Source organism: Pseudarthrobacter sp. LMD1-1-1.1 (genome assembly GCF_040676255.1).
Lineage (GTDB): Bacteria > Actinomycetota > Actinomycetes > Actinomycetales > Micrococcaceae > Arthrobacter.
Window position 1 is genome coordinate 297,945 of record NZ_JBEGHP010000025.1, and the last position, 20,919, is coordinate 318,863.

A 20,919-nucleotide genomic window follows, 5' to 3' on the forward strand; every position below is an offset into this window, starting at 1 on the left:
GTTGATACCTAACGCTGCATTCTTACCCGTTTGCGGGTCCACTTCCCTGGCTGAGGGGCCGGTGCCGCGGGCAGTGGGGTGACCCGCCTGGTCTGCGTTCCAGTGCCCAGTCGGGGCGGGTGCTGGCGTAAGATAAAGGGATCGCTGGGCAAGGAGCACCGTGCAAGGGGCGCCGGCATCAGCCGAAGCAAACAAATGATGTCGATCTTCGAGGGGACCACGGGCCTGCGGGCCAGCACCATGACTGAATCAGCAAATGGTAAGCGCCGGCTCAACACGGGCGACGGCAGTCCGGGGGAATTCCCGCACTCCCTGCCTGGCATCCGGACCGAAGTAGTCCTCTTTGAGAACTCCGACCAAATGGTTCAGTCGCTCGGCAGCCATGACGAGGCGCTGCGGTTCATCGAAGAGCAGTTCCCGGACGTCAACTTCCATGCCCGTGGCAACGAACTGTCCATCAGCGGTCCCGTCAGTGACGTTCCCCGCATCATGCGGCTCCTCCAGGAAGTCCGTGGCCTGGTGGCCCGGGGCACGGTCATCACGCCCGCGGTGCTGCAGCAGCTGGTTGCCCTCCTGCGCACCCAGTCACTCCAGAATCCCGTGGATGTGCTCACCCACGACATCCTCTCCAGCCGCGGCAGGACCATCAGGCCCAAGACGCTGAACCAAAAGAACTACGTTGACGCCATCGATGCCAACACGGTCATCTTCGGCATCGGCCCGGCCGGCACTGGCAAGACCTATCTCGCCATGGCGAAAGCCGTCCAGGCACTGCAGCAGAAAGAGGTCAGCCGGATCATCCTGACACGCCCTGCGGTGGAGGCGGGGGAGCGGCTCGGGTTCCTGCCCGGTACGCTCAGCGACAAGATCGATCCCTACCTGCGCCCGCTCTACGACGCCCTGCACGACATGATGGACCCGGAATCCATCCCGCGGCTCATGGCGGCCGGCACCATCGAGGTCGCGCCCCTTGCCTACATGCGCGGCCGCACCCTCAACGACGCCTTCATCATTCTTGACGAGGCCCAGAACACCACGCCGGAACAGATGAAGATGTTCCTCACCCGGCTCGGTTTCGGATCCAGGATGGTGGTCACCGGAGACGTCACCCAGGTGGACCTGCCCTTCGGAACGCGTTCCGGGCTGCGGATCGTCGAAGAAATCCTGCAGGGCATCGAGGGCATCAACTTTTCTGTCCTGGATGCCGCCGACGTTGTGCGGCACAGGCTTGTTGGCGACATCGTCAACGCCTACAGCATCTGGGATGAAGCCCAGCGGAACCGCGTCAAACATTCAGCAAGCCGCGAAAAACGGGGGGAACACGCGTGAGCATCGAGGTGAACAACGAGTCCGGCGTCCAGGTGGACGAGTCCGGGCTCGTGGCCCTGTCGCGGTACATTTTTGAGCAGCTCTACATCCATCCGCAGGCTGAACTCTCCATCCTCCTGGTGGATGAACCGGCCATGGAGAAGCTGCACATCGAGCTGATGGACGAACCGGGAGCCACGGACGTGCTCTCGGTTCCCATGGACGAGCTGACTCCAGGGACTCCTGACCGGCCCACGCCCCAGGGCATGCTGGGCGATATCGCCATTTGCCCGCAGGTGGCCACGGTGCAGGCCCGGAACGCGGGCCACTCGCTGCAGGACGAGATGCTGCTGCTCACCACGCATGGAATCCTTCACCTGCTGGGCTACGACCATGCCGAACCGGAAGAGAAGGCGGAGATGTTCGGGCTCCAGCGGGAACTCCTGTCCGGCTTCACCGGCAAAGAAGCACCTGCCGAGACGACCCAGTGACGCAACTGCTCCTGGTCGCGGTGGCACTGGTTTTCCTTGCCGTCGCGGCCCTGCTGACAGCGGCCGAGGCCGCCTTCAGTTTCCTTCCCCGGCACGACGCTGAACAGGCGCTCCACAGAAGCCGCGGCACCGCCATGCGCCGCATCCTTGCAGAACCGGTTGCCCACACCCGGGCCCTCCGCTTCTGGCGCGTCTGGTTCGAGATGGCCTCGGCCGTTGCCGTCGCCGTCCTGATCGCCAGCCTGCTGGACAACGTCTGGGTCGCCGGCCTGGTGGCCACCGGCATCATGGCCCTCCTGGGGTTCGTGATCGTGGGTGTTTCACCCAGGCAGCTCGGCAGGCTGCACTCCACCGCGGTGGTCCGCTTCACCGCACCGATGGTCCGGTTCCTCACCAGCGTGCTGGGGCCCATTCCAGGGTGGCTCGTGGCCCTGGGGAGCTCCGCGGCTCCCGGTGCGCCCGGCGGTGACGACGCGTTCTTCAGCGAACAGGAGTTCCGGGAACTCGTGGACCGGGCCAGTGAGTCCGACATGATCGAGGACACCGAAGCCGAAATGATCCAGTCGGTCTTCGACTTTGGGGACACCCTGGTGCGAGCCGTCATGGTTCCCAGGACGGACATCGTCAGCATCGACGCCGGCTCAAGCCTCCACCAGGCCATGTCCCTGTTCCTGCGCTCGGGATACTCGCGGATCCCGGTCATCAACGAGAACACCGACCACATCCTCGGCATCGTCTACCTCAAGGACGTTGCGGCCGTCATCCACCAGCTGGGAGCGGACCAGGCGCCGCCCCTGGTGGAGTCGCTGGCCCGCGAGGTCCGCTACGTGCCGGAGTCGAAACCCGTCAGCGACCTCCTGCGCGAACTGCAAAAGGAGTCCACGCACGTAGCCATCGTGATCGACGAGTACGGCGGCACTGCCGGCCTGGTGACCCTCGAAGACCTGATCGAGGAGATCGTGGGCGAGATCGTGGACGAATACGATACCGAGAGCGCCGAAGCCGTGGCCCTGGGAGACGGCTCCTACCGGGTCAGCGCCCGGATGGGCATCGACGACCTGGGCGAGCTGTTCGACCTGGAGATCGACGACGACGAGGTGGACACCGTGGGTGGCCTCCTCGCCAAGGCGCTGGGCCGCGTTCCCATCGTGGGCAGCAGCGTGGACGTGCAGGGCGTATCGCTGCGGGCGGACCGGCTGGAAGGCCGGCGGAACCGGGTCAGCTACATCATTGCGGCACCCGTACCAAGAGTAGAGACTGACCTTGAAGGCCTCCTGGAAGAGGCCGAAGCAACCCAGCAGGGAGTTCCACGTGAGCAAGAAAAATAAGGCTGCCGAACCGGACGACTTTGGCGGTTTCCGCGCCGGTTTTTCCGTCCTGGTCGGCAGGCCCAACGCGGGCAAGTCCACCCTGACCAACGCACTGGTGGGCAAGAAGGTGGCCATCACCTCGGCCAAACCGCAGACCACGCGGCACACCATCCGCGGCATCGTCCACCGCGACGACGCCCAGCTGATCCTGGTGGACACACCGGGCCTGCACCGTCCCCGGACCCTGCTCGGCAAGCGCCTGAACGACCTCGTGGCAGACACCCTCGCCGAGGTGGACGCCATCGGATTCTGCCTGCCTGCCAACGAAAAAATCGGACCCGGCGACAAATTCATCGCCGCCCAGCTTGCCGCCGTCGGCCGCAAACCTGTGATCGCCATCGTCACCAAGGCTGACCTGGTGGACAAGCAGGCGCTCACCGAACAGCTCCTTGCCGTGGCGGCGCTCGGCCGCGAGGTGATGGGCGAGGATGGCTGGAAGGACATCGTTCCCGTTTCCGCTGCCGACGGTTTCCAGGTGGAAACGGTTGCCGACGTGCTGATCAGCCACATGCCGCCGTCGCCTCCCCTGTATCCGGACGGGGAACTGACCGACGAACCCGAAGCCGTAATGGTGGCTGAACTGATCCGCGAAGCAGCCCTGGAAGGGGTCCGGGACGAGCTCCCGCACTCCCTCGCCGTCGTGGTGGAGGAAATTGTCCCCCGGGAGGACCGGCCGGACGACAACCCCCTCCTGGACGTGCGCGTCAACCTCTACGTCGAGCGTCCCTCCCAGAAAGCCATCATCATTGGCAAGGGCGGGGCCCGGCTGCGGGAAGTCGGCACCAACGCCCGCAAGGGCATCGAAGCCCTCCTGGGTACGCGCATCTACCTGGACCTCCACGTCAAGGTGGCAAAGGACTGGCAGCGCGACCCGAAACAGCTGGTCAAACTGGGTTTCTGACCCGTACAAACGCCCCGCCCAGGGGCGTTCCCGGCATGTTCTCCAGACTGGACCACTAAAATGGACCGGATTTCGTTTTTAGAGGAAGGTTCACCACGTGGGTCGAGGCCGCGATAACCGCGACAACGAGGCTGACTTGTCAGCCGGACCGGGACCGGCGTCCCGTCACGCGGACAGCCATGACGTCGGTGCCGCACGGCACCTTGGCCCCCTGCGCAGCATGCCCCTGTGGCTGAAGGCCGTCACAGGCGTGGTGGCCCTGGTCCTGGTGGCGGCTGCCGCATTCGCCGGGTTCTGGTTCTTCCGGCTCCAAAACAACATCTCCAAGGCCCCGCTGAACGCCGGCGGCGAAAGCACCGAGTCCCCGGGGAACGATGCCACCGGACGCCTGCAGATCCTGATCCTCGGCTCGGACACCCGGGACGGGAAGAACTCAGAGTACGGAACCGCCGACGATTCCACCGGCTACGGCAAGTCGGACGTCATGATGCTGATGGACATCTCCGAGGACAACAAGCGGGTCAACGTCATCAGCTTTCCCCGGGACCTCCTGGTGGACATTCCGGACTGCAAGGACCGGAAGACCAACAAGGACTACCCTGCCCGCACCGGCGTGATGATCAATGAGGCCATGAGCGAGGCCGGCATCGGCTGCGCCGTGGACACGGTCAACAAGCTCACCGGCATGCAGGTGGACCACTTCATGATGGCCGACTTCAACGCCGTGAAGGAACTGTCCAACGCCGTGGGCGGGGTGGATGTGTGCATCAGCGACGCGGTGTACGATCCAGACTCCCGGCTGCGGCTGCCTGCCGGAACGTCGTCCGTGCAGGGCGAAATGGCACTTGCCTACCTGCGCACCCGTCATGCCTTTGCCGACGGCGGCGACCTGGGCCGCATCAAGGCGCAGCAGGGCTTCCTCTCATCGTTGACCCGCAAGATCAAGGACGACGGGACCCTCTCCGACCCCGCGAAAATGCTGAAGATCGCCGACGTCGTGACCCAGAACCTGACAGTGGACAACGGTCTTGCGTCCGTTCCCACGCTGCTGACCATCGGCAATCGGCTCAAGGACATCGACATCAGCAAGGTGGCGTTTGTCGCGGTGCCCACCACACCGGCGCCCGTGGACCCCAACAGGCTGGTCATCGCAGAACCCGCAGGTGCGCAGCTCTTTTCGGCAATGCGCAAGAATGTGGACCTGACGGATCCCACCGCGCCCACCACACCGTCGCCCAGCGAAACGGCAGCACCTCCTGCCCCCACTGAGACGGCGACGCCCGTGCCGCCCTACAACAAAGCGATCCAGCCCGTGACCGTCGCCAACGGAAGTGGCATCAACGGCCGTGCCCAGGAGCTTGTCCAGGTGCTGGTTGCAGGCGGCTTCGCCCAGACCGGCCAGTTCCTCGCGCAGCCGGTGGCCAAGACCGCGGTGTATTACGGCAATGGCTTTGCCGACGTTGCTGCCGATGTGGCGGCGCTGCTGGGAATTCCGGCCACCCTCATGATCCCTGCTCCGGGCGTGGCAGGCGTGCAGGTGTACGTCGGCAGCGACTTCACCACCGGCACTGCCTTTGGGGCAGGAGGCGGAGCCGCCGCGGCTTTGCCCCAGGACATTGTGAACCAGACGGCAGGGGACAAGGTGTGCCAGCAGGCGAATCCTGACCTGATCGTGCGGCAGTAACAGCCGGTCTTCCCTGCACGGACAAATCTGTTCCGCAACAAAATGGGCCCCGCCAATGGCGGGGCCCATTTTTGCTGTTCAGCTACCAGATGCTCACGCGCTCAGCGGGGGGCATCCACATTCCGTCGTCCTCGGTAACATCGAATGCCTCGTGGAACGGGTCGAGGTTTTTCGCGATGGCGTTGGTCCGGAATTCGTTGGGGGAGTGGGGATCGGTGGCAAGCCGCCGGATGGCCTCCTCCTGCCGGATGACCTGCCGCCATCCAGCTGCCCAGGACGCGAAAAAGCGCTGTTCCCCGGTCAGGCCGTCAAGAACCTCCGGCTCCTTGCCGTCCAGGCTGATCCGGTATGCCTTGTAGGCGATGGTCAGCCCTGCCAGGTCGCCGATGTTCTCGCCGAGCGTGAGCCGGCCGTTGACGTGGTGCCCGGGCGCGGCCGTGGGGGAGAGCGCATCGAACTGTGCCACCAGGCGGGCCGTCAGCGCCTCGAAGGCCCGGCGGTCCTGCTCCGTCCACCAGTTGCGAAGGGCCCCGCCGCCGTCGAACTGTGAACCCTGGTCATCAAAGCCGTGTCCGATCTCGTGGCCGATCACGGCCCCAATCCCACCGTAGTTCACGGCGTCGTCGGCGTCGGCGGTGAAGAACGGCGGCTGCAGGATGGCCGCGGGGAACACAATTTCATTCATCATGGGGTGGTAATAGGCGTTGACCGTCTGCGGCGTCATCAGCCACTTGTTCCGGTCCACCGGCTTGCCCACCTCATCAAGGTGACGGTCGACGTCGGCATTGTGCGCGCGCTCCACATTGCCCAGCAGGTCGTCGGGGTCGATCTCCACGGCCGAGTAATCGATCCACTCGTCCGGGTAGCCGATCTTCGCGCGGAACGCCTCCAGCTTGCGCAGGGCCTCGGCTTTGGTGTCCTGGCCCATCCAGCTGACGTCATTGATGCTGCGGCGGTACGCCTCGATGAGGTTCGCCACCAGGGTCTGCATCCGTGCCTTGTGGGACTCGGGGAAGTGCCGGGCCACGTAGATCTGGCCGACGGCCTCCCCGAGTCCGGCCTCGACGACGGCCACTCCGCGCTTCCACCGGTCCTTGTTGCGGGGCGTGCCGCTGATGGTGGTGCCGTAGAACGCGAAGTTGGCATCCACGAATCCGGAGGACAGGTACGGCGCCGCCGCGCTGACGACGCGCATGGCCAGCCACTCCTGCCAGATGGCCACCGGGACTTCGTCCAGGAGACCGGCGGCGCCGGCAAAGAAGTCGGGGGTGCTGACGACGATTTCCGTACGCTTGCCAGCGTCGATTCCCGCAGCCTCGAACCAGGTGGCGAAGAGGGGGAAGAGTGCGGTGGCTTCGTCCGCCGTCTTCAGGTTGTAGGTCTTCTGCGGATCCCGGAGGGTGACGTTGTCCCAGTGGTGGGATGCCAGCTTTGTCTCCAGCCCGACGACGCGGTCCGCGGCACCCTTCGGATCCGCCAGTCCGGCCAGTTCAAACATTTTCTCCACGTGCGCTGTGTAGGCGGCGACGATCGGGGCGAACTTCTCTTCCCGGTAGTAGGACTCGTCGGGCAGGCCCAGGCCGCCCTGCCCTGTGTACAGCAGGACCCGGTCGGGGTTGCCCGCATCAGGGGCGGGATAGATGTAGAACAAGCCGCCCACGTCCGCGCGGAACAACCGGCCCGCCAGGGCAATGAGCTCCGGGACCGAGGCCGTGGCGAAAACCTCCGCGAGCCGCCCGCGGATGGGCTCCATGCCCTTGCCCTCAACGGTGGCTTCGTCCATGAAGCTGTTGTACAGCCCGCCGATCTTCCGCTCGATCCCCGTGGCGTCGTCGCCTCTGGCCGCCGCTTCCTCGATGATGTCCCGGACGGCGATCTCGGACCCGTCACGCAGGGCGGTGAAGGTGCCCTCCAGGGGCCGGTCATCTGGAATCTCGGTGGCCTTCAGCCACGCGCCGTTGACGTGCTGGTAGAGGTCATCCTGCGGCCGGACTGTGTGATCAATGGTGGAAAGATCGATCCCCGAAATGGGCACTGCAACTCCTTTGCTGGGACGCTGCTGCCGGGCGGAACACCGGAAGGCGTCTGCATGCTGGACTTTACGGACGGTAGTGCCCTTTCATCTTACGCACCCGTGTTACCCTCAAAGTGTGCGTGCAGAGCTCCTTCTCCTTAGCTGCCGCGGCGAGGCCACAGACGCTATCTAGCGCACGGCCCACCCTCGCTGCGGAGTTTGTGTTGCCCGGCCACCCTTTCACTGAAGATCGATAGAAAAGGCCACGAACATCATGCGAAACGCACAGAAGCCCTCAGGAATGCCCGCCCACCGGTACACGCCGTTCCAGGACCAGATCAAAGTTGAGCTGCCGGACCGCACCTGGCCGGACAAGGTGATCACCAAGGCCCCGCGCTGGTGTGCCGTTGACCTGCGCGACGGCAACCAGGCGCTGATCGACCCCATGAGCCCCGCCCGCAAGATGAAGATGTTCGACCTCCTGGTCCGCATGGGCTACAAGGAGATCGAGGTCGGGTTCCCGTCGGCATCGCAGACGGACTTCGACTTTGTCCGCCAGCTCATCGAGGGCAACCACATCCCGGATGACGTCACCATCCAGGTCCTGACCCAGGCCCGGGAACACCTGATCGAGCGGACCTACGAGTCCCTCGTCGGCGCCAAGCAGGCCATCGTCCACCTCTACAACTCGACGTCCGTGCTGCAGCGGCGCGTCGTGTTCAACCAGGACGAAGACGGCATCCTGGACATCGCCCTGCAGGGTGCCCGCCTGTGCAAGAAGTATGAGGAAACGCTCGCGGACACCCACGTGACCTACGAGTACTCGCCGGAGTCCTTTACCGGTACCGAACTCGAGTACGCCGTCCGGGTCTGCAACGCGGTGGCCGATGTGTTCGAAGCCTCCGCCGACCGCCAGGTGATCATCAACCTGCCGGCCACAGTGGAAATGGCCACCCCCAACGTCTACGCCGATTCCATCGAGTGGATGAGCCGGCACCTGCACCCGCGCGAAGGCATCATCCTCTCGCTGCACCCGCACAACGACCGCGGAACCGGGGTGGCTGCCGCCGAGCTGGGCTACATGGCCGGCGCCGACCGCATTGAAGGCTGCCTGTTCGGAAACGGTGAACGGACCGGAAACGTGGACCTGGTCACCCTGGGCCTGAACATGTTCGTCCAGGGCATCGATCCCATGATCGACTTCTCCAACATCGACGACGTCCGCCGGACCGTTGAGTACTGCAACCAGCTGCCGGTACCGGAGCGTTCGCCGTACGGTGGCGACCTGGTATTCACCGCATTCTCGGGTTCCCACCAGGATGCGATCAAGAAGGGCTTCGAAGCCCTGGAGCGCGACGCCGCCGCTGCAGGCAAGGCCGTGGACGACTTCACTTGGCAGGTTCCGTACCTGCCGGTTGACCCCAAGGACCTGGGCCGCAGCTATGAGGCCGTCATCCGCGTGAACTCGCAGTCCGGCAAGGGCGGTGTGGCCTACCTGCTCAAGAACGAGCACAGCCTGGACCTGCCGCGCCGCGCACAAATCGAGTTCTCCGGCGTTATCCAGCGCCGCACCGACACCGTGGGCGGCGAGGTCAGCGGAGCACAGCTGTGGCAGATCTTCCAGGACGAATACCTGCCGTCCGGCCAGTCCGAAGGGCAGTGGGGACGCTACTCCCTGGGCGGGGTCAAGACGGAAACGGACGCCGACGGCGGCATGACGCTTCACGCCGCACTCACCATCGACGGTGCCCAGGTCAGCCGTACCGGCACGGGCAACGGTCCCATCGCCGCACTGCTGAACATCCTCCACGAGGACGGCTTGGACGTGCGGGTGCTGGACTACAGCGAGCACGCGCTGTCTGAAGGCGGCAACGCCGCGGCGGCTGCTTATGTCGAATGCGCCGTGGGGGAGCGGGTCCTGTGGGGTGTCGGCATCGACGCGAACACCAGCATGTCGTCCCTCAAGGCCGTCATCTCGGCGGTCAACCGTGCCATCCGGGATGCCCGGGCCTGATACCTGCAGGTGGTGCCGCCGGGACCAACCGGCGGCACCCCCGTGGCGTGGCAGCGCGCCGCCGGGCAGGATGGGAAGATAGAACGTGGTCCAACAGTCTTTTGCCTCCCGGGCCTACCGGGACGACGCCGTGGTGCTCCGTACCCACAAGCTGGGCGAGGCGGACAGGATCATCACCCTCCTGACGAAGCACCATGGACAGGTCCGCGCCGTCGCCAAGGGTGTGCGCCGCACCAGCAGCCGCTTCGGTGCCCGGCTTGAACCCTTCATGGTGGCAGACCTGCAACTGGTCTCCGGCCGCACGCTGGACATCGTCACGCAGGCCGTCGCCAAAGGCGCCTACGGCGGAAGCATCGCCGCGGATTACGGCAGGTACACGGTTGCCGCCGCCATGACGGAGACCGCCGAGAAACTGACGGACGTGGACGGCGAGGCCGGCACCGCGCAGTACAACCTGCTGGTGGGAGCCCTCGCTGCGCTGAGCCGTGACGAGCATGCGGCGGGCCTCATTCTGGACTCCTACCTGCTGCGCGCCCTGGCCACCGGCGGCTGGGCCCCCAGCTTCACCGACTGCTCCCGCTGCGGCATGCCGGGCCCGCACACGGCGTTCTCCGCGCCCCTGGGCGGCATGGTCTGTGCACAGTGCCGGCCGCCCGGGTCACCGGCCCCCGCAGCCGAAACCGTGGTCCTGCTGGCGGCCCTGCTGACCGGGGACTGGAGCACCGCGGACGCGTCCTTGCCGCAGCACCGCAAGGAGGCCGCCGGCCTGGTGGCCGCTTACCTGCAGTGGCATCTGGAACGAGTATTGAAGTCCCTCAAACATGTGGAGCGTAGCTGACAGTGGCCCTGGGAAAAAAGAACAACGCCCCCCGGAAGCGTACCCACCCCGTGGTGGCCCCTTACCCGCATCCTTCCGGTGCGGTGGCACCGTCCATCCCGGCTGAGTTCATCCCCCGGCATGTGGCAATCGTCATGGACGGCAACGGCCGCTGGGCCAACCAGCGCGGGCTGCCGCGGATCGAGGGGCACAAGGCGGGGGAGCCCGCGCTGCTCGATGTCATGGCAGGAGCCATCGAACTGGGCATCGAATATGTCAGCGTCTATGCGTTCTCCACGGAAAACTGGCGGCGTTCACCGGAGGAGGTGCGCTTCCTGATGGGATTTAACAAGGACGTGCTTCGAAGGCAGCGGAACCAGCTGGACGACTGGGGTGTCCGGGTTCGCTGGGCCGGTCGCCGGCCGCGCCTCTGGGGTTCAGTCATCCGGGAGCTGGAGGAGGCCGAGCAGTTCACGGTGGCAAATACCACCTGTAATTTGACCATGTGTGTTAATTACGGCGGCCGGGCCGAGATCACCGACGCCGTGTCCGCGATTGCCGAAGACGTGGCGGCCGGCAGGCTGAAGCCGGGCGCCATCACCGAGCGGACCATCCAGAAGTACCTGGATGAGCCCGATCTTCCCGACGTCGACCTTTTCCTGCGCAGTTCGGGGGAGCAGAGGCTGTCCAACTTCCTGCTCTGGCAGTCCGCGTATGCGGAGTTCGTCTTCATGGACACGCTGTGGCCGGATGTTGACCGGCGGACCCTCTGGGCCGCCGTCGAAGAATATGCCAGGCGGGACCGCCGGTATGGCGGTGCCGTTGATGCAGCCGCTGCACCGGCGGATCCCCAGGCGGGTTAGCCCTGCCCATAGGCCCGCAGCCACCGGGCCAGCCGCGAATAGGCATCGGTGCGGATCGGCTCCGGCGAGAGGAAGACGTCGTGCAGGGCACCGTCAATCCGCTCGATGGTCACCGTGCGGCCCAGCGTGAGTGCGCGGGTACCGATGATATTCACATCCAGGACGGCATCGGTGCGGCGCATTTCCTCGGACCAGAGCAGGCCGTTCGCGCTTCCCTTGGAGAGCAGGACCAGAATCGGCGCCTCGATTTCCAGGCCGCGGGCCACCCGGGCATGCCCGGCGAGTACCGCCCGCAGCCAGCCTGCGCGCACCGGGAATGCCATGCGGGGCCGGTACCGCTCATCAACCGGCCACTCGCCGTCGGCCGCGCTGCTGATGGTGCGCCAGTAGTGGCCTCGCTCCGGGAGCCGGAGAACCGCCTGCGGGCGGAAGCGGGCCACGGGACGGACCATGCTGGACGCGGCGCGCCGCACCAGCGAACTCCCGTGCATCTCCAGCCAGGGGCTGTTCAGGATCAGCAGTGAAACGGCTTCCGGATGCCCGCTGCTCCACAGGGCCGCCACCAGCCCGCCGGTGGAATGGCCCATCAGCGCCAAAGGTCCGGGCACGCCCTCCAGGCGGATGATGCGGGCTGCTTCTTCGATTTCGGCGTCGTAGGCGGCGAGGTCCGCCACATAACCGCCCGGAGCCTCCGGGCGCAGGCTCCGTCCGTGGTTGTGCATGTCCAGTGCGTAGAAGTCGTAACCGGCCGAGGCCCAAAACCGCGCCAGGTCCACGTTGAAGAAATAATCGCTCCAGCCGTGCAGGAAAAGCACGGCACGGCGGTGGCCGTCGGCGACGCGGCTGTCCGGATCCGGCCGGAGCCGGACCAGGGTTGCCGTCCGTGCCACCCCGTCGGGGCCGGCGGCCGCGAAGGTGTGGGACTCGAAATCCGCGCCCAGGATGTCCTGCTGCCACTGCATGACCTCATGCTAGACCGGCGCGCCGGGGCACGCCGCCCGTGGGGCAGCTTCTCCGTTTTGGTGTGGCGCCCCCGGAGACGGGAAACTGGAGGCATGCGCGTTTATCCCACTTTCTTCAGGCTGGCCTTTTCATGGATGGACGCCGAGCGCGCCCACAAGATCGGATTCAAGGGCATCCGTCTCGCGCATGCGTCGGGCGCCGGACGGGTCCTGCAGAAGCTGACCGCCCCTGCTCCGTCCCTGCAGACCACCGCTTTTGGCGTCACTTTCCCGTCGCCGTTCGGGTTGGCTGCCGGCTTTGACAAGGAAGGGCACGGTATCGAGGCGCTCACCGATCTTGGATTCGGGCACATTGAAGTGGGCACCATCACCGGGCAGGCACAGCCGGGCAATGAAAAGCCGCGGCTGTTCCGCCTGGTCCAGGACCGGGCCGTCATCAACCGGATGGGCTTCAATAACGACGGCGCGTCGGCCGTTGCGCCCAGGCTTAAGGCCGCGCGGGCCGCGCTTCAGCGCCGCTACCCGGCGGTGCGTCCGGTCATCGGCGTCAACATCGGCAAAACCAAGGTGGTGGAACTTGCCGACGCCGTGGACGACTACCTGGTGAGCGCCCGCAGCCTGGCGCCTGCCGCCGACTACCTGGTGGTCAACGTCAGTTCTCCCAACACCCCGGGACTGCGGTTGCTCCAGGACGTGGAAACGCTCCGTCCGCTGCTGACCGCCGTTGGACAGGAAGCTGACCGCGCCGCCGGACGCCACGTACCGCTGCTGGTAAAGATCGCACCCGACCTCAGCGACGAGGACATCGACGACGTGGCGCGCCTTGCCCTGGACCTGAAACTGGACGGCATCATTGCCACCAACACCACGATCGCCCGCGCAGGACTGTCCTCGCCGGCCGAAGAGGTGGAGAAATGCGGCGCAGGCGGCTTGTCCGGCGCTCCCCTGAAGGAGCGTTCCCTCGAGGTGCTGAAGCGGCTCAAGCACGCCACCGGCGACGCCCTGGCCCTCGTGTCGGTGGGCGGCGTGGAGTCGGCCCGGGATGTCCAGGACAGGCTCGACGCCGGCGCGACCCTGGTGCAGGGTTACACCGCTTTCCTCTACGAGGGCCCGTTCTGGGCAGCCCGGATCAACAAGCAGCTTGCGCGGACGTGGCGGTCCTGACGCGCCCTGCCGGATGCCTCCCGTGACGGGGAAGGCGCTTTAAACCAGACACCCCGGCGGTATTTCCGCCGGGGTGTCTGTTGTTTAATTTTGTGGGGTCAGGCCGGGTACTGTCCGCGCTGGACCTGGGGCTTGGGCAGCCGCAGCTTCCGGAACTGCAGGGACCGCATGGAACCGTACCAGACGGTGCCGCCCTCCACCTGCCCGAACTTTTCCGCCAGGCGCTTGCGGAGCTTGCGGGACAGAATGAAGACGTCCACGAAGACCGCCAGGAACATGACCCAGAAAGCGCCAAGGACGTAGATCATCATGTCGCTGGAAGCCGGGACCACCAGGGACACCAGCACGAACACCAACGCACCGAACATCAGGTATTCCCCGAGATTGAAACGCGCGTCCACGAAGTCGCGGGCGAAGCGTTTCTGGGGCCCCTTGTCGCGCAGCGGCAGGAACTTCTCGTCACCGGTGTCCAGGGCCCGGCGCATCTTAAGGCGCTGGTCCTGCACGGCCTGGCGTTCGGCGGCCTTGGAGGCCTTGCGGTCCTCGGGCACCAGCGGCCGCTTGCGGGCGGCCTCCTGGGCCTTCCGCGTGGGGGTCGGGGCGCCCTTGCCCGCCACACTGTTCTGCCGCGCCGCTGCCTCCGCTGCCTGCTGGTCTATGGTTTCCTGCGCCGAGGGCGCTTCTTTTCTACGTCCGAACACCTGACCAGAATACCTTGCAGCGGCGTGCCCGCTGCTTGCTTCCGCGCCTGCCCCGGCCGGCACCCGAATGTGACGGGGGTAATGTTTTGGCCATGACTCCATCACCCGCGGCAACCCCGCACAGCACCACCACCACCACGGCAGGACCAGGCCCTGAAGCTACCGGAAGGACGGAAGATCTTCGTTCAGCGGTAGACCGTTCCTTCGACCAGACACTTGCACGGCTCAAGGAGCTCGTTGCCATCCCCGGGATTGCCTGGCCCAGCTTTGAGCGCACCCCCCTGGAGCGAAGCGCCGAGGCCGTCGCGGAACTCCTTCGGGGTGCCGGGATCGGAGAGGTCCAGGTGCTGACCGTGGACAAAGCCGACGGTACGCCCGGTGGGCCGGCCGTCGTCGCCCGCCGTCCTGCCGCCGAAGGAAAACCCACCGTCCTGCTGTACGCCCATCATGACGTCCAGCCGGTGGGCGACGAATCCCTGTGGGAAACGGAGCCCTTCACCGCCGTCGAAAAAGACGGACGCCTTTACGGCCGGGGCGCCGCGGACGACAAGGCCGGGATCATGGCCCACGTCGCCGCCTACGCCGCCGTTGCCGAGGTCGTCGCCGGCTCGTTGGGGCTGGGCGTGACGTTCTTCATCGAAGGCGAGGAAGAAGCGGGGTCACCCACATTCCGGACGTTCCTGGAGGCGAACCGTGAACTGCTGCGGGCCGACGTCATTGTGGTGGCTGACTCCAGCAACTGGAAAGTCGGGATACCGGCCCTGACCACCAGCCTTCGCGGCCTGGTGGACGGCACCATCGAGGTGCAGGTACTTGACCATGCGGTGCACTCCGGCATGTACGGTGGGCCGGTCCTGGACGCGCCCACCCTGCTGTCCCGCCTGATTGCCACACTTCACGACGCCGACGGAAACGTTGCCATCGAAGGGCTGGTGGCCACCGACACGGCTGCCGTCGAGATGCCGGAGGCGGACTACCGGGCCGACGCGTCCGTACTCGACGGCGTCCGCCTTGCCGGAACGGGAAGCATCGCCTCGCGGCTGTGGACCAAGCCGGCGCTGTCAATCATCGGCTTCGATGCCCCCGCCGTGGACGTGGCATCCAACACACTGCTTCCACGTGCGCGGGCAAAGTTCAGCCTGCGGCTGGCGCCGGGCCAGGTTCCCGCCGAGGCCATGGAAGCGGTGCGCAGGCACGTCGAGGCCAACGCGCCCTTCGGTGCAAAGGTGGTCTTCACGCCGGGGGAGGCGGGCAACCCCTTCCAGACCGATACGTCATCCGCCGCGGCAACGGTGGCCATGTGGGCACTGGGGGAGGCCTGGGGGGTTCCGGCCGTGGAAACCGGCATTGGCGGGTCCATCCCCTTCATTGCCGACCTCACCGACCTGTATCCCAACGCGCAGATCCTGGTTACAGGCGTGGAGGACCCGGACTCGCGGGCCCACAGTGCCAATGAGTCGCTGCACATCGGTGACTTCCGCAATGCCATTCTGGCGGAGGCGCTCATGCTGGCCCGGTTGAACAGCGAGGGCCTCACCGCAGGGGAGTGAGCAGCTTTCGGCGTGCGGGCGGCCGCCCTGCTTCCAGGGAACAACCGGCGTGCTTTGACGGTTACGCCAGGAGTTAGAGCTACAGGACTGCCGCGCGTAGCATGTAGCTATAGCCCATACCGTATTTGTAGGGGCAGGCGCCGTTACGGCGACGCCGCCAGACCGTCCTAAGAAGGTAGGCCAATGAGCACCTCAACCAACGAAAACAGCACCGCCACCACCGTGGCCAGCGACGAACTGCCCGTTCACGAGGTCAACCTGACCGACGTCGCCGCCGGCAAGGTCCGCAGCCTCCTCGAGCAGGAAGGCCGCACGGACCTGCGCCTGCGCGTGGCCGTGCAGCCCGGCGGATGCTCAGGGTTGATCTACCAGCTCTACTTCGACGAGCGGCTCCTTGACGGAGACGCCGTCCGCGACTTTGACGGAGTCGAGGTCGTCGTCGACAAAATGAGCGTGCCGTACCTGAGCGGCGCAAGCATCGACTTCGAGGACACCATCTCGAAGCAGGGCTTCACCATCGACAATCCGAACGCCGGCGGCTCGTGCGCCTGCGGCGATTCATTCCACTAGGCCGGTTATTTCGCCTGATGTCGGCGCCGGGCTTCCTGCCGCATAAAACGGCACGGGGGCTCGGCGCCGACATGTGGGCGAAACGCCCGGGGGAGCGGTAAGCTCTACACCGAGTAGTAAAACTTTTTTGTGCCCGGAGCGCCGATGGCTGCCCGGACAACAGTAACAAGTAGGAAGGGCCGTCTGTGAGTTCGCAGAACCGAACCGGCAGCCGACGCAAAACGATCACCACGATCTCAAGCTTGGCTATAGCCGGCGCGTTGGTTTTGACCGGATGTTCGCCAGAGGTAGAGAAAGGGTGGATGCCCACTGAACGTGGCACCACCAGCAACACCGACCGCATCATGGACCTCTGGGTCAACTCATGGATTGCTGCGCTCGTGGTCGGCGCCATCACGTGGGGCCTGATCATCTGGTGCGTGGTCGCTTACCGGCGTCGCAAGGGAACCGTGGGCTTCCCGCGGCAGACCAGCTTCAACCTTCCGCTGGAAGTCTTCTACCTCACCATCCCGATCTTCATGGTCCTGGTGTTCTTCTACTTCACGGACCGTGACCAGCAGGCCATCGATGACCGCTCACAGCCTGCCGACGTCGTCGTGGACGTCCGCGGCAAGCAGTGGGCCTGGGACTTCAACTACAAGTCCGGCGATGTCATCCAGGAAGACCTCCACGAGGCCGGCGTCCAGGCGCACCTCACCGGCAACACCATCGACAAGGAACAGCTCCCCACGCTGTACCTGCCGGTGAACAAGTCCGTTGACCTCGAGCTCAACGCCCGCGATGTCATCCACTCCTTCTGGGTTCCCGCCTTCCTGCAGAAGCGCGACATGATTCCCGGCAAGACCAACTACATCCGGTTCACCCCCACTAAAGAGGGCACCTACGACGGTAAGTGTGCCGAACTCTGCGGCGAGTACCACTCCGAAATGCTGTTCCGCGTCAAGGTGGTGTCGGAATCTGAATTCCAGGCCCACATGGACCAGCTCAAGGCTGAAGGCAACACCGGCCTGCTCGGCGTGGAGTACGACCGCAACCCGAACCTGAACGAAACCAAGTAAGGGGAGCGACGTGGCTACGTACACCCAATCCGCACCCACGGGGGTCCTGTCGGCTCCCGTGGTACCCAAATCCAAGGGGCGCATCGTCGTCAACTGGATCACCTCCACTGACCACAAGACCATCGGGTACATGTACCTGATCGCGTCCTTCGTGTTCTTCTGCCTCGGCGGCGTCATGGCCCTGCTGATCCGTGCGGAACTCTTCGAGCCCGGCATGCAGATCCTGCAGACCAAGGAACAGTACAACCAGCTGTTCACCATGCACGGCACCGTCATGCTGCTGATGTTCGCTACCCCGCTGTTCGCCGGCTTCGCCAACGTGATCATGCCGCTGCAGATCGGCGCGCCCGACGTCGCGTTCCCGCGTCTGAACGCACTGGCCTTCTGGTTCTTCCTGTTCGGCTCCACCATCGCCGTCTCCGGCTTCATCACCCCGCAGGGTGCTGCATCCTTCGGCTGGTTCGCCTACGCGCCGCTGTCCAACACCACGTTCACCCCGGGCATTGGTGGCGATCTGTGGGTCTTCGGCCTGGCATTGTCCGGCTTCGGCACCATCCTCGGTGCGGTCAACTTCATCACCACCATCATCTGCATGCGCGCTCCGGGCATGACCATGTGGCGTATGCCCATCTTCACCTGGAACACCCTGATCACCGCGATCCTGGTCCTGATGGCGTTCCCGCCGCTGGCCGCCGCCCTGTTCGCCCTCGGCGCGGACCGCAAGTTCGGTGCCCACATCTTCGATCCTGAGAACGGCGGTGCCGTCCTCTGGCAGCACCTGTTCTGGTTCTTCGGACACCCCGAGGTGTACATCATCGCGCTGCCGTTCTTCGGCATCGTCTCGGAGATCTTCCCGGTGTTCAGCCGCAAGCCGATTTTTGGCTACAAGGGTCTGGTCTACGCCACCATCGCCATCGCGGCCCTCTCGGTCACCGTCTGGGCCCACCACATGTACGTCACCGGCGCCGTCCTGCTGCCGTTCTTCTCGTTCATGACCATGCTCATCGCAGTGCCCACCGGCGTGAAGTTCTTCAACTGGATCGGCACCATGTGGCGCGGGTCGCTGACCTTCGAGACGCCCATGCTCTGGAGCCTCGGCTTCATGATCACCTTCCTCTTCGGTGGTCTTACCGGCATCATCCTGGCCTCGCCGCCGCTTGACTTCCACGTTTCGGACTCCTACTTCGTGGTGGCGCACTTCCACTACGTGGTGTTCGGCACCGTGGTGTTCGCCATGTTCGCCGGGTTCTACTTCTGGTGGCCCAAGTGGACCGGCAAGATGCTCAACGAGCGCCTGGGCAAGATCCACTTCTGGCTGCTGTTCCTGGGCTTCCACGGCACCTTCCTGATCCAGCACTGGCTGGGCGTCGAGGGCATGCCGCGCCGGTACGCGGACTACCTCGTGGAGGACAACTTCACGTGGATGAACCAGTTCTCCACCGTGGCATCCTTCGTGCTGGGCGCGTCCCTCATCCCGTTCTTCTGGAACGTCTACATCACCTGGCGCAAGGCCGAAAAGGTCCAGGTCGATGATCCGTGGGGCTTCGGTGCTTCGCTCGAGTGGGCCACGTCCTGCCCGCCGCCGCGCCACAACTTCACGTCCCTGCCCCGGATCCGTTCCGAACGTCCCGCCCTGGACCTGCACCACCCGGAACTCCGCCAAGTCCACACCGTTGACTCGCCGGCTCCCGCAGCGGCAGTACTCGGCAACGCCGACCAGAAGGACACCGCACAGTGAAAATCGAATCCTGGATCTTTGGCTCCGGAGTCTTCTTTTTCGTTCCCGTCTCGCTGGTCTACGGATTCCTGACCAACTGGAGCGAATGGGTGGGCATCCTGGGCATCCTGCTCGTGGCCGGCCTGGCCGGCATGATCGGCGCCTACCTGGGCTTCACCGGCAAGCGCGTAGGCCTTCGTCCCGAGGACCGCAGCGATGCGGAAATCCACGAGGGCGCCGGCGAACAGGGGCACTTCAGCCCTTGGAGCTGGTGGCCCCTGGTCCTGGGTATCGCCTGCGCCACTGGCTTCCTGGGCCTGGCAGTTGGCGCCTGGGTCATCTTCATCGCCGGCGGGATCGCCATCGTAGCCCTCGTCGGCTGGGTGTACGAATACAGCCGCGGAGACCACGCACACTAGGCAAGCAATAAGAATAACGACGTCGGGCCCCACCAATATGGTGGGGCCCGACGTCGTTAAGGGGTTTTTACGGCCCTCAGCCGGCCCCCTGGGACTCCAAAAGTACGCGAAGGTCCCGAAGGGCCGCCTCCACGGTTTCACGTCCCAGGTCGTCCTCGAGCGCGGCTTCGCTGACGGACAGCTCCACCTCACACCCCTGTGCAAAGTCGGCGGCCATCACCTGGAGCAGGGACCGGGCGTCCACCTTCGCCGCGCCCGCCTTGCTGATGGTGACCGGAAGCCCTGTATCGGTGACAGCCCGGACAAATACCGCGGCGGAACGTGCATGCAGGCCTACCGGCGCTGCCACCACGGCCTTCTGTGTTGGCAAAGGGACTCCTTATACGAAAGACGGCCCCATCCGTCTGCTGGCAAAATTTCCAGACCAAATATAGCGGCCGCCATGCCTGCCGCGCGAAAGAGCGTCCGCGTCCCGGGACTGGTCTAGACCGTCCTAAAATTGAGGGGAAACCAACGGCAGGAGAAGATCATGGCAGCTGGCGCCACGGCAATCACGGGTGAAATAGACCGCACCAGCGGTACGGCCATCTACGTGCAACTTCGGGAGATCCTGCGGAGCTACATCGCACAGTCGTGCCCGCCCGGATCGGCGCTGCCATCAGAACGTGACCTTGCCGAACGGTTTGGACTGGCAAGGATGACGGTCCGGCAGGCCATCGACGCCCTGGTGGGGGAGGAGGTCATCGAGCGCGTAGTGGGCCTGGGAACTTTTGTCCGGCGCCCGAAACTCGACCTGCAGGTGAAGCTCACGTCCTACAGCGAAGAGATGCAGAGGCGCGGCATGGTGCCTGCTGCCAAGGTGCTGAGCTTTGAGCAGATCGGCGCCAGCGCGTTCCTGGCCCGCGAACTCCAGCTGGACGAGGGCACACCCCTGGTCCGGTTCCGCAGGCTCCTGCTGGCCGACGGGGAACCGATGAGCGTGGACGAGAACTTCATCCCGGCACACCGCGTCCCGGGCCTGCTCGACGGCGAGCCACCCACGTCGCTCTACAACGTCCTGAGCGAACAGTTTGGCCTGGTGATGGAGTGGGGCGAGGACATGATTGAGGCGACCGCCGCCTCCCCGTCCACGGCACGCCTGCTCAACGTGGAGGTGGGTGCGCCCCTGCTGAAGATCCAGCGGCACGCCTTTGTGGCACGGGCGATGGTTGACTATTCCGTGTCGTACTACAGGGCCGACCGGTACAAGCTGTGGGTGCCACTGCAGCGGCCGGGAGCGCGCCGCGCCCGCAGCCACTGACAGCACGCCGGGAGGC

The 20,919-nt window shown here is 65.3% G+C and carries 19 protein-coding genes; 15 read left to right on the forward strand and 4 right to left on the reverse strand.

The features are described from left to right. The first annotated feature begins 240 nt into the window (after positions 1-240). From MRBLMD1_RS20100 to MRBLMD1_RS20120, 5 genes are all read left to right on the forward strand, one after another. A complete protein-coding gene (locus tag MRBLMD1_RS20100; RefSeq protein WP_364402975.1) occupies positions 241-1,329 on the forward strand; it encodes a PhoH family protein in 1,089 nt (362 codons plus the stop codon). Next, positions 1,326-1,799: an rRNA maturation RNase YbeY gene (ybeY, locus tag MRBLMD1_RS20105; protein ID WP_159631944.1), complete on the forward strand. Its 474-nt coding sequence runs from the start codon at positions 1,326-1,328 to the stop codon at positions 1,797-1,799. The genes MRBLMD1_RS20100 and ybeY overlap by 4 nt, the downstream gene beginning before the upstream one ends. Then, on the forward strand, positions 1,796-3,127 hold the full coding sequence (locus MRBLMD1_RS20110; RefSeq protein ID WP_364402926.1) for a hemolysin family protein: 1,332 nt from the start codon (positions 1,796-1,798) through the stop codon (positions 3,125-3,127). The genes ybeY and MRBLMD1_RS20110 overlap by 4 nt, the downstream gene beginning before the upstream one ends. Continuing rightward, a complete protein-coding gene (gene era, locus MRBLMD1_RS20115) occupies positions 3,111-4,070 on the forward strand; it encodes a GTPase Era (RefSeq protein WP_159631946.1) in 960 nt (319 codons plus the stop codon). Before MRBLMD1_RS20110 ends, era begins: the two co-directional genes overlap by 17 nt. A gap of 97 nt (positions 4,071-4,167) precedes the next feature. Then, a complete protein-coding gene (locus tag MRBLMD1_RS20120) occupies positions 4,168-5,754 on the forward strand; it encodes an LCP family protein (RefSeq protein WP_364402929.1) in 1,587 nt (528 codons plus the stop codon). Between the two features lie 82 nt (positions 5,755-5,836). On the opposite strand, the gene MRBLMD1_RS20125 is transcribed toward MRBLMD1_RS20120, so the two are convergent. After that, positions 5,837-7,789, reverse strand: coding sequence for a M13 family metallopeptidase (locus MRBLMD1_RS20125; protein WP_364402931.1), 1,953 nt, complete (start codon positions 7,787-7,789; stop codon positions 5,837-5,839). A 253-nt stretch (positions 7,790-8,042) separates the two neighbouring features. On the opposite strand from MRBLMD1_RS20125, the gene leuA reads away from it, so the two are divergent. From leuA to MRBLMD1_RS20140, 3 genes are all read left to right on the forward strand, one after another. Then, complete coding sequence (gene leuA / locus MRBLMD1_RS20130; protein WP_364402934.1) at positions 8,043-9,782, forward strand: 2-isopropylmalate synthase; 1,740 nt, start codon at positions 8,043-8,045, stop codon at positions 9,780-9,782. Between the two features lie 85 nt (positions 9,783-9,867). Further along, positions 9,868-10,620, forward strand: coding sequence for a DNA repair protein RecO (gene recO, locus MRBLMD1_RS20135; protein ID WP_159631950.1), 753 nt, complete (start codon positions 9,868-9,870; stop codon positions 10,618-10,620). A 2-nt stretch (positions 10,621-10,622) separates the two neighbouring features. Next, positions 10,623-11,462 (forward strand): isoprenyl transferase, encoded by an 840-nt coding sequence (locus tag MRBLMD1_RS20140; protein ID WP_275180145.1) that lies wholly within the window; start codon positions 10,623-10,625, stop codon positions 11,460-11,462. Here MRBLMD1_RS20140 and MRBLMD1_RS20145 read toward each other — a convergent pair. Then, positions 11,459-12,424, reverse strand: coding sequence for an alpha/beta hydrolase (locus MRBLMD1_RS20145; RefSeq protein WP_364402938.1), 966 nt, complete (start codon positions 12,422-12,424; stop codon positions 11,459-11,461). The genes MRBLMD1_RS20140 and MRBLMD1_RS20145 overlap by 4 nt on opposite strands. A gap of 93 nt (positions 12,425-12,517) precedes the next feature. Between MRBLMD1_RS20145 and MRBLMD1_RS20150 the strand changes: the two genes are divergently transcribed. Beyond that, positions 12,518-13,588 carry a quinone-dependent dihydroorotate dehydrogenase gene (locus MRBLMD1_RS20150; RefSeq protein ID WP_275180143.1) on the forward strand — a complete coding sequence of 357 codons (1,071 nt, stop codon included), beginning with the start codon at positions 12,518-12,520 and terminating at the stop codon, positions 13,586-13,588. Between the two features lie 98 nt (positions 13,589-13,686). Here MRBLMD1_RS20150 and MRBLMD1_RS20155 read toward each other — a convergent pair whose 3' ends face one another. Continuing rightward, on the reverse strand, positions 13,687-14,289 hold the full coding sequence (locus tag MRBLMD1_RS20155; protein WP_159631954.1) for a DUF3043 domain-containing protein: 603 nt from the start codon (positions 14,287-14,289) through the stop codon (positions 13,687-13,689). 92 nt (positions 14,290-14,381) lie between these two features. Between MRBLMD1_RS20155 and MRBLMD1_RS20160 the strand changes: the two genes are divergently transcribed. The 5 genes from MRBLMD1_RS20160 (at position 14,382) to MRBLMD1_RS20180 (ending at position 19,603) form a co-directional block, all read left to right on the forward strand. Next, positions 14,382-15,839, forward strand: coding sequence for a dipeptidase (locus tag MRBLMD1_RS20160; RefSeq protein ID WP_275180142.1), 1,458 nt, complete (start codon positions 14,382-14,384; stop codon positions 15,837-15,839). Positions 15,840-16,022: 183 nt separating this feature from the next. Continuing rightward, positions 16,023-16,409: a HesB/IscA family protein gene (locus MRBLMD1_RS20165; RefSeq protein ID WP_159631956.1), complete on the forward strand. Its 387-nt coding sequence runs from the start codon at positions 16,023-16,025 to the stop codon at positions 16,407-16,409. A 185-nt stretch (positions 16,410-16,594) separates the two neighbouring features. Next, positions 16,595-17,467: a cytochrome c oxidase subunit II gene (gene coxB / locus MRBLMD1_RS20170; RefSeq protein ID WP_159631957.1), complete on the forward strand. Its 873-nt coding sequence runs from the start codon at positions 16,595-16,597 to the stop codon at positions 17,465-17,467. Between the two features lie 10 nt (positions 17,468-17,477). Beyond that, positions 17,478-19,205 (forward strand): cytochrome c oxidase subunit I, encoded by a 1,728-nt coding sequence (gene ctaD / locus MRBLMD1_RS20175; protein WP_159631958.1) that lies wholly within the window; start codon positions 17,478-17,480, stop codon positions 19,203-19,205. Further along, positions 19,202-19,603 carry a cytochrome c oxidase subunit 4 gene (locus tag MRBLMD1_RS20180; RefSeq protein ID WP_159631959.1) on the forward strand — a complete coding sequence of 134 codons (402 nt, stop codon included), beginning with the start codon at positions 19,202-19,204 and terminating at the stop codon, positions 19,601-19,603. Before ctaD ends, MRBLMD1_RS20180 begins: the two co-directional genes overlap by 4 nt. Before the next feature lie 76 nt (positions 19,604-19,679). On the opposite strand, the gene MRBLMD1_RS20185 is transcribed toward MRBLMD1_RS20180, so the two are convergent. Then, entirely contained in the window at positions 19,680-19,973 is a 294-nt protein-coding gene (locus MRBLMD1_RS20185) for an HPr family phosphocarrier protein (protein ID WP_159631960.1), read from the reverse strand. 159 nt (positions 19,974-20,132) lie between these two features. Between MRBLMD1_RS20185 and MRBLMD1_RS20190 the strand changes: the two genes are divergently transcribed. Beyond that, positions 20,133-20,903, forward strand: a complete 771-nt coding sequence (locus MRBLMD1_RS20190; protein ID WP_364402943.1) for a GntR family transcriptional regulator — start codon at positions 20,133-20,135, stop codon at positions 20,901-20,903. The last annotated feature ends 16 nt before the right edge of the window (positions 20,904-20,919 follow it).

Coding starts and splice junctions, on each gene's coding strand:
- MRBLMD1_RS20160 (WP_275180142.1), top strand. CDS start 14,382: ATGACTCCATCACCCGCGGCAACCCCGCACAGCACCACCACCACCACG.
- MRBLMD1_RS20145 (WP_364402938.1), bottom strand. CDS start 12,424: ATGCAGTGGCAGCAGGACATCCTGGGCGCGGATTTCGAGTCCCACACC.
- MRBLMD1_RS20165 (WP_159631956.1), top strand. CDS start 16,023: ATGAGCACCTCAACCAACGAAAACAGCACCGCCACCACCGTGGCCAGC.
- MRBLMD1_RS20190 (WP_364402943.1), top strand. CDS start 20,133: ATGGCAGCTGGCGCCACGGCAATCACGGGTGAAATAGACCGCACCAGC.
- leuA (WP_364402934.1), top strand. CDS start 8,043: ATGCGAAACGCACAGAAGCCCTCAGGAATGCCCGCCCACCGGTACACG.
- MRBLMD1_RS20150 (WP_275180143.1), top strand. CDS start 12,518: ATGCGCGTTTATCCCACTTTCTTCAGGCTGGCCTTTTCATGGATGGAC.
- MRBLMD1_RS20100 (WP_364402975.1), top strand. CDS start 241: ATGACTGAATCAGCAAATGGTAAGCGCCGGCTCAACACGGGCGACGGC.